At 62.1% G+C, this 6,267-nt stretch carries 5 protein-coding genes and 1 tRNA gene; 2 read left to right on the plus strand and 4 right to left on the minus strand.

Annotated features, from left to right (window positions below):
- Positions 1-39: 39 nt before the first annotated feature.
- Positions 40-774, plus strand: coding sequence for an amidotransferase (locus ACYCCG_RS16840; RefSeq protein WP_209964305.1), 735 nt, complete (start codon positions 40-42; stop codon positions 772-774).
- A 40-nt stretch (positions 775-814) separates the two neighbouring features.
- On the opposite strand, the gene ACYCCG_RS16845 is transcribed toward ACYCCG_RS16840, so the two are convergent.
- The 3 genes from ACYCCG_RS16845 to ACYCCG_RS16855 form a co-directional block, all read right to left on the minus strand.
- On the minus strand, positions 815-1,786 hold the full coding sequence (locus tag ACYCCG_RS16845; RefSeq protein WP_084852262.1) for a magnesium and cobalt transport protein CorA: 972 nt from the start codon (positions 1,784-1,786) through the stop codon (positions 815-817).
- A gap of 67 nt (positions 1,787-1,853) precedes the next feature.
- On the minus strand, positions 1,854-2,567 hold the full coding sequence (locus ACYCCG_RS16850; RefSeq protein ID WP_339444675.1) for a lysophospholipid acyltransferase family protein: 714 nt from the start codon (positions 2,565-2,567) through the stop codon (positions 1,854-1,856).
- A 199-nt stretch (positions 2,568-2,766) separates the two neighbouring features.
- Positions 2,767-3,456 carry a crotonase/enoyl-CoA hydratase family protein gene (locus tag ACYCCG_RS16855; RefSeq protein ID WP_028698250.1) on the minus strand — a complete coding sequence of 230 codons (690 nt, stop codon included), beginning with the start codon at positions 3,454-3,456 and terminating at the stop codon, positions 2,767-2,769.
- Between the two features lie 198 nt (positions 3,457-3,654).
- On the opposite strand from ACYCCG_RS16855, the gene ACYCCG_RS16860 reads away from it, so the two are divergent.
- Positions 3,655-3,744 (plus strand) — tRNA-Ser (locus ACYCCG_RS16860).
- 201 nt (positions 3,745-3,945) lie between these two features.
- On the opposite strand, the gene ACYCCG_RS16865 is transcribed toward ACYCCG_RS16860, so the two are convergent.
- Positions 3,946-6,078: a TonB-dependent siderophore receptor gene (locus tag ACYCCG_RS16865; RefSeq protein WP_459671222.1), complete on the minus strand. Its 2,133-nt coding sequence runs from the start codon at positions 6,076-6,078 to the stop codon at positions 3,946-3,948.
- Between the last annotated feature and the right edge of the window lie 189 nt (positions 6,079-6,267).

Genomic DNA, 6,267 nt, shown 5'->3' on the forward strand with positions numbered 1-6,267 from the left:
TACAGCAGATTCCCACCCATGTCGTTCAGGACTACCCCTATGTCGTTACGCATCTGCATCCTTGAAACCGATGTCCTGCGACCGGAGTTGACGGCGCAATACCAGGGCTACGGCAGGATGTTCGAGCAGCTCTTCTCGCGTCAGCCGATTGCCGCCGAATTTTGTGTGTACAACGTGATGCACGGCGACTATCCCGCCGACAGTGAAAAGTTCGATGCCTATCTTGTGACGGGCAGCAAGGCCGATTCGTTCGGTACCGATCCGTGGATCCAGACCCTCAAGGCCTACCTGCTCAAACTGTACGAGCGCGGTGAGAAGCTGCTGGGCGTGTGTTTTGGCCACCAGTTGCTGGCCTTGACCCTGGGTGGCAAGGCCGAGCGGGCCGAGCAAGGCTGGGGCTTGGGTATCCACCGCTACTCGTTGGCGGCGCATGCGCCGTGGATGGACCCGGAGGTGTCGGAGCTGACCTTGCTGATCAGTCACCAGGACCAGGTGACCGAGCTGCCGGAAGGCGCCACGGTGATCGCCTCCAGCGATTTCTGCCCGAATGCGGCGTACCACATTCGCGACCAGGTGCTGTGCTTCCAGGGCCACCCGGAGTTCGTGCACGACTACTCCCGCGCACTGCTCGATGCGCGCCAGGAATACCTGGGTGACGAGGTGTACCACAAGGCCATAGCCAGCCTGGCCACCGAGCATCAGGGCGATCTGGTAGGGGAGTGGATGTTGCGCTTTATCCAGCAGCCGTCAAAGGCCAGCGACAGCGCCGCTTAATCGGTGGCAACCCTTCGCGGGCACGCCCGCGAAGAGGCCATCAAAGCCAACCCGATTTCTTGAAGCTGGCATACAACCCGGCACACCCCGTCGCAATCACCCCCAGTACCGCGAAGTAACCATAGTGCCAGCTCAGCTCTGGCATGTTCTGGAAGTTCATGCCATAAACCCCGGCAATGGCCGTAGGGAATGCCAGAATCGCCGCCCAGGCCGCAAATTTGCGCTGCACGATGCTTTGCCGTGACGACTCCAGCAGCATGCCGATCTCGATAGTCTGGCTGGCAATGTCGCGGATGCCGGCCAAGTCTTCCATCTGCCGCGTCACGTGAATCTGCACATCACGAAAGTACGGGCGCATGTTCTTGTCGATGAACGGGAAGCTCAGGCGCTGCAGTTCTTCGCTCACTTCAACCATGGGCGCCACGTAGCGGCGCAGGCGCAGAATGTCGCGGCGCAGGCTGTGCAGGCGACGGATGTCGTCTTCCTGCAGCGAGCCGCCCAGTACGCTTTCCTCCAGCTCTTCGATCTCGCCATGAATGGCCTCGCTGACCGGCTGGTAGTTCTCGGTGACGAAGTCGAGCAGGGCGTACAGCACGAAGTCTTCGCCATGTTCCAGCAACAGGGGCCGAGCCTCGCAGCGCTGGCGGACCATGGCGTAGGATTTGGAGTGGCCGTTGCGGCAGGTGATGATGTAGCCGTTGCCCGCGAAGATATGGGTTTCGATGAACTCCAGTTTGCCTTCGTGGCGCACTGGCGAGTAGGTGACGATGAACAACGCGTCACCGAAGGTTTCCAGCTTGGGCCGGCTGTGTTTTTCCAGGGCGTCTTCGATGGCCAGTTCGTGCAGGTTGAACTGGGACTGCAGGTTGGCCAGCTCTTCGGCATTGGGCTCTTCCAGGCCGATCCACACGAAATGCCCCGGCTTGCGCGCCCACTCGCTGCCTTCGTCGATGCTGATGTTGGTGACCTTTCTGCCGGCGCTGTACACCGCCGATGCCACGACTCGACCCATGGTTGTCCGCTTATTCGTTTGAACACGGATACAGCTTGGGCTGTACCCGGCGCCAGAGCAACCCGGATCAGGCCTGTTCTTTTTCCATCCGGTCAATGCACTGCTGCATTTGCCCCCGGCACTGCTCGATCAGCGCTGGCAGATCCTGCGGCGTCATGCCCGTCGTGGCAATGGGCGGCAGCGAACGCACGATTACCGTGCGCTGGCGCCAGCTGTTCAGGCTCAGACGCCTGGCATAGCGGCTGACGCAGACCGGCACGATCGGCACACCGGCCTCGATGGCCATGTGAAATGCGCCTTTCTTGAACGCCAGCAAATGCTCGCCGGCATTGCGGGTGCCTTCGGGGAAAATCCAGATCGAGGTGTCGTCCTGCAAAACCCGGGTGGTCTTCTGGATGGCCTTGCGCGCCTGGTAGGCATTCTTGCGGTCGACCAGCACGTTGCCGCCCAGCCAGAACAATTGGCCGAACAGCGGGATCCAGCCCAGGCTCTTCTTGCCGATGGCGACGGTGCGTTGCGGCACTACCTGGCCCAGCACGAACAGGTCGAAGTTGGACTGGTGGTTGGCCACGATCACACAGCCGGGCGGATGGTCCCACAATGGGCCGACTTCGGCCTTGACCTTGATGCGCATCAGCCAGGTGGCCGGCAAGCTGTAGAGCCGGGCAAATACGCGGCTGTTGTCAGGGTTGAAGGGGCGGCACAGACCAATGATCAGGCCCACGACGCCAACGGCTAGAAAATGCAGCCCCAGCAGGAACATACGCAATGAATAAAGCATGGTACGACTCACACCAGACAGTCGCCGGGCAGTGTACGGGTGTGCACTGGTTGGGGCAAACCTTGGTGCACGCCTGTTCCGGCCTTTTCGCGGGCAAGCCCGCTCCTACACAGGTTGCGTATGCCCGTTGAATTGCGGATTTACCCGCGTAGAGGGCGAATGTGCAGGCGCGGGCTTGCCCGCGAAAGGGGCCGTGCGGCTAGCCCATATGCTGCTGGTCCAGCTCGATCGCCTTGTCCAGCGCCTCCAGCAGCCCTTTGCGCACTTTCAGCTTGGTGTTCTTGTGCGCCAGCATGTTCAGCTTCTTCAGCTCCCGCGCCGCGGTCATTGCCGCTTCCTGCAACTGCTCGGCCGGCACCACCTTGTCGAGGAAGCCGGCATCCACTGCGCCCTGCGGGTCAAACACTTCGGCGTTGATCACCGAGCGGTGGAAGGCCGAGCGTCGCAGGCGGTCGCGGGCCAGTTCAATACCGGCGTGGTGCATGGTCATGCCGATTTGCACTTCGTTCAGGCATACCTTGTACGGCCCTTCGACGCCAATGCGGTAGTCGGCCGACAGCAGCAGGAAAGCGCCCTTGGCCACGGCATTGCCGGGGCAGGCGACCACCACCGGGAACGGGTGCGACAGCAGCCGGCGGGCGAGGGTGGAACCGGCGGTGACCAGGCTGATGGCCTCTTTGGGGCCGCTGGTCATCACCTTGAGGTCGTAGCCGCCCGACAGAATGCCCGGCTGCCCGGTGATGATCACGACTGCACGCTCTTCGGTAGCGCGGTCCAGTGCTGCATTGAAGGCAGTGATGACGTCCGGCGAGATGGCATTGACCTTGCCGTTGTTCAGGGTAAGGGTGGCGATGCCGTCTTCGGCGTGGTAGGTAATCAGCTCGCTCATGGCAGAGTCCTTTTGTTGGCGTGGCGACGACGTTACCCAGCGTCAGGGGCGAGGTAAAGCAGCAAGGCTGACTGGTCGGTCAGCGCTCACGGCACCCCAAGTGCAAATACATGAAAAAATTGAAAAAAATGCTTGCCAAAGGGAAAGTCTTTCACTAAATTAGCGCACCTCGACGGGCCGCAAGGCTTGAAGAGAAACGGTGAAGTGTCCGAGTGGTCGAAGGAGCACGCCTGGAAAGTGTGTATACGAGAAATCGTATCAAGGGTTCAAATCCCTTCTTCACCGCCACATTCTACAAAAAGCCCCCGCGCTGAAAAGCACGGGGGCTTTTTGTTTTCAGGGCCATTGGGGCTGCTGTGCAGCCCATCGCAACACAAGCGGGCTTGCCCGCGAAGCCAACACCGTGGTGGATGGCACGGGCTTCGCCCGTGTTCGCGGGCAAGCCCGCTCCCACAGGTCGCGAAAGGGCCGCAGAGCGGCCCCGGCAACCTAGAAGCTGATCGAAGCCGAAAGCCGAGCGGTACGCGGTGCCCCCTGGAACAGGTAGTTATCCCCCAGGTAATCCCCCACATCGCGCCAGTAACGCTTGTCCAGCACGTTATCCACCGTCAGCCGCAGCACCGTGTCATACCCGGCAACACGGGTACTGTAGCGGCTGCCAAGGTCGAACACGGTATACCCGCCAACCTCAACATTGCCCGCCTGGCTCGCATACTTGCTGGCGCTATACCGCGCACCGCCCAGCAGCGCGAGCCCCGGAACCGGCAGGGTATATTCCGCATGCAGCGCCGCCCGGAATTTAGGCACGTTGATCGCCTGGTGCCCTTCATAGGCTTCGGTACCGCTGTTCTGCACCCGCGCCCGAATGGCTGCCGCACTGGCCTGTACCTGCAGGTTCGGGGTCACCCGGCCGCTGGCGCCCAGTTCCAGGCCGGTATTCTTCTGCTGGCCTTGCTGCACGTAGGTGAAGTTGCCGGTGCCGTCCGGGCGCGCGTACTGGTAAGCCTGGCGGATCTGGAACAGGGCGGCACTCAGGCTCAGGCCTTGCCAGTCGTGCTTGACGCCCAGTTCCAATTGGCGGGAGGTGGTGGGCGCCAGGATCTCAGCTGCATTGCTGGCGAACCAAGGGGCCGTGCCTCCGGCAGACAGGCCCTTGGCGTAGCTGGCGTATACCGTGGTGTTCGGCTGCGGCTTGTAGATAAGCGCAGCGTTGGGCAGCAGCTCGTACTGGCGTGTGTGGCGCCCGGCAACGCCGTTCTCGTTCCAGGTCTTTTCATCCAGCCGCACTTCACGGGCGCCCAGCACGGTCTGCCATTGCTCGTTGAAGCTGATGCGGTCGCTGACGAACAAGCCGTACTGGCGGCTGTCCAGTCGACGTTCGCTGGCGCCTACGGGCTTGTCGGACGGGGCGAATGCAGGGGCGCCGGTGTCGATGTTGCCGGTACCAAGCCACTCGTTGTAGTACGGGCGCTGATCCAGCGTACGCCGTTGCGCACTGGTACCGACGGTTAGGTCATGGCCCACGCCCAGCGCATCGAAGTGCCCGTTGAGCATGGCCTGTGCCTCGTCGGTACGGCGTGTATCGTCGGGGCTGCGAAAGTCATAGATGTCGTAGTCACCATTGCTGCCGAAAAACGCCCCCTCGCTCGAACCCCAGGCAAACGCGCTGTAGTCGTCGATCACCACTTTGCTGCGGGAGGCGCTCAAGGTGCCGGTCCAGGTATCGTTGAAACGGTATTCGAAGCGCCCGCCCAGGTTCAGCGAGTCGTTCTGCACGGGCTTTGCCCAATGCTGGTAGGCCAGGCGGTCTTCCGGGTCGATGCCGTGGGGCACTTCAGTGCCTCCGAGCAGTTGGTAACCCGGCACCGACGCCTGTTCGCGGTGCTGGTACTCGGCATCCAGCTGCAGGGTGGCATCCGGGCCGATCTGCCAGTCGAATGCCAGCGAGGCGAAGTCGCGCTTGCCGTCAGCGTGGTCGACGTAGGTGCGGATGTCTTCATGGGCCAGATTGGCGCGCAGGCCGAACTGTTTTTCGCTGCCGAACCAGCCGCCAAGGTCGGTGGCCAGATAGCGTTCGCCTTGTTCGTTGGTCGACACCGTGACGCTGCGTATGTCTTCGGCGCGCTTGGTCACATAGTTGATCAGGCCGCCCGGCTCCGACACACCACTCTGCAGCCCGGACAGACCCTTGAGCAGTTCCACCTGCTGCTTGTTCTCCAGGGCTACGTTCTGCTCGCCGGCAATGGTCTGGCCATTGATGCGATAGCTACTGGCGGCGTTCAGCCCGAAGCCGCGCACATTGAAGTTTTCGTAGTAGCCGATGGGCGCATAGCTTTCGCCGACTGACGCATCGCTTTGCAACACTTCGCTAAGCTTGCGGACCTGGCGGTCTTCCAGCAGCTGCTGGCTGAACACGCTGACAGAGGCGGGAGTGTCGAGCAGCGGCGCGGGCTGGAAACCGCCCACAGCCGCCTGGCGTGCCTGGTAGCCATCGCTGGCGAAGGTGTCGGAGACCTGCAAGGGGGCAAGCACCACGCTGTCTTCGGCAAGCACAAGGGGGCACTGCAGGGCCAGGCCCAGGCTGAGCAGGCTCAGGGGCAGGCGGGGGTGATGCGGGGGCATGCGGTTGGGGCTCCTGGATGCGCGATACCTGTACTGGCCCTTTCGCGGGTAAACCCGCTCCTACACCGGTTGGCGATACACCGGGTGGTGAAACACCGGTTGGCGATACACCGGGTGGTGAAACACCGGTTGGCGATACACCGGGTGGTGAAACACCGGTTGGCGATACACCGGGTGGTGAAACACCGG

The sequence above is a fragment of the Pseudomonas sp. VEM90 genome (assembly GCF_054611535.1).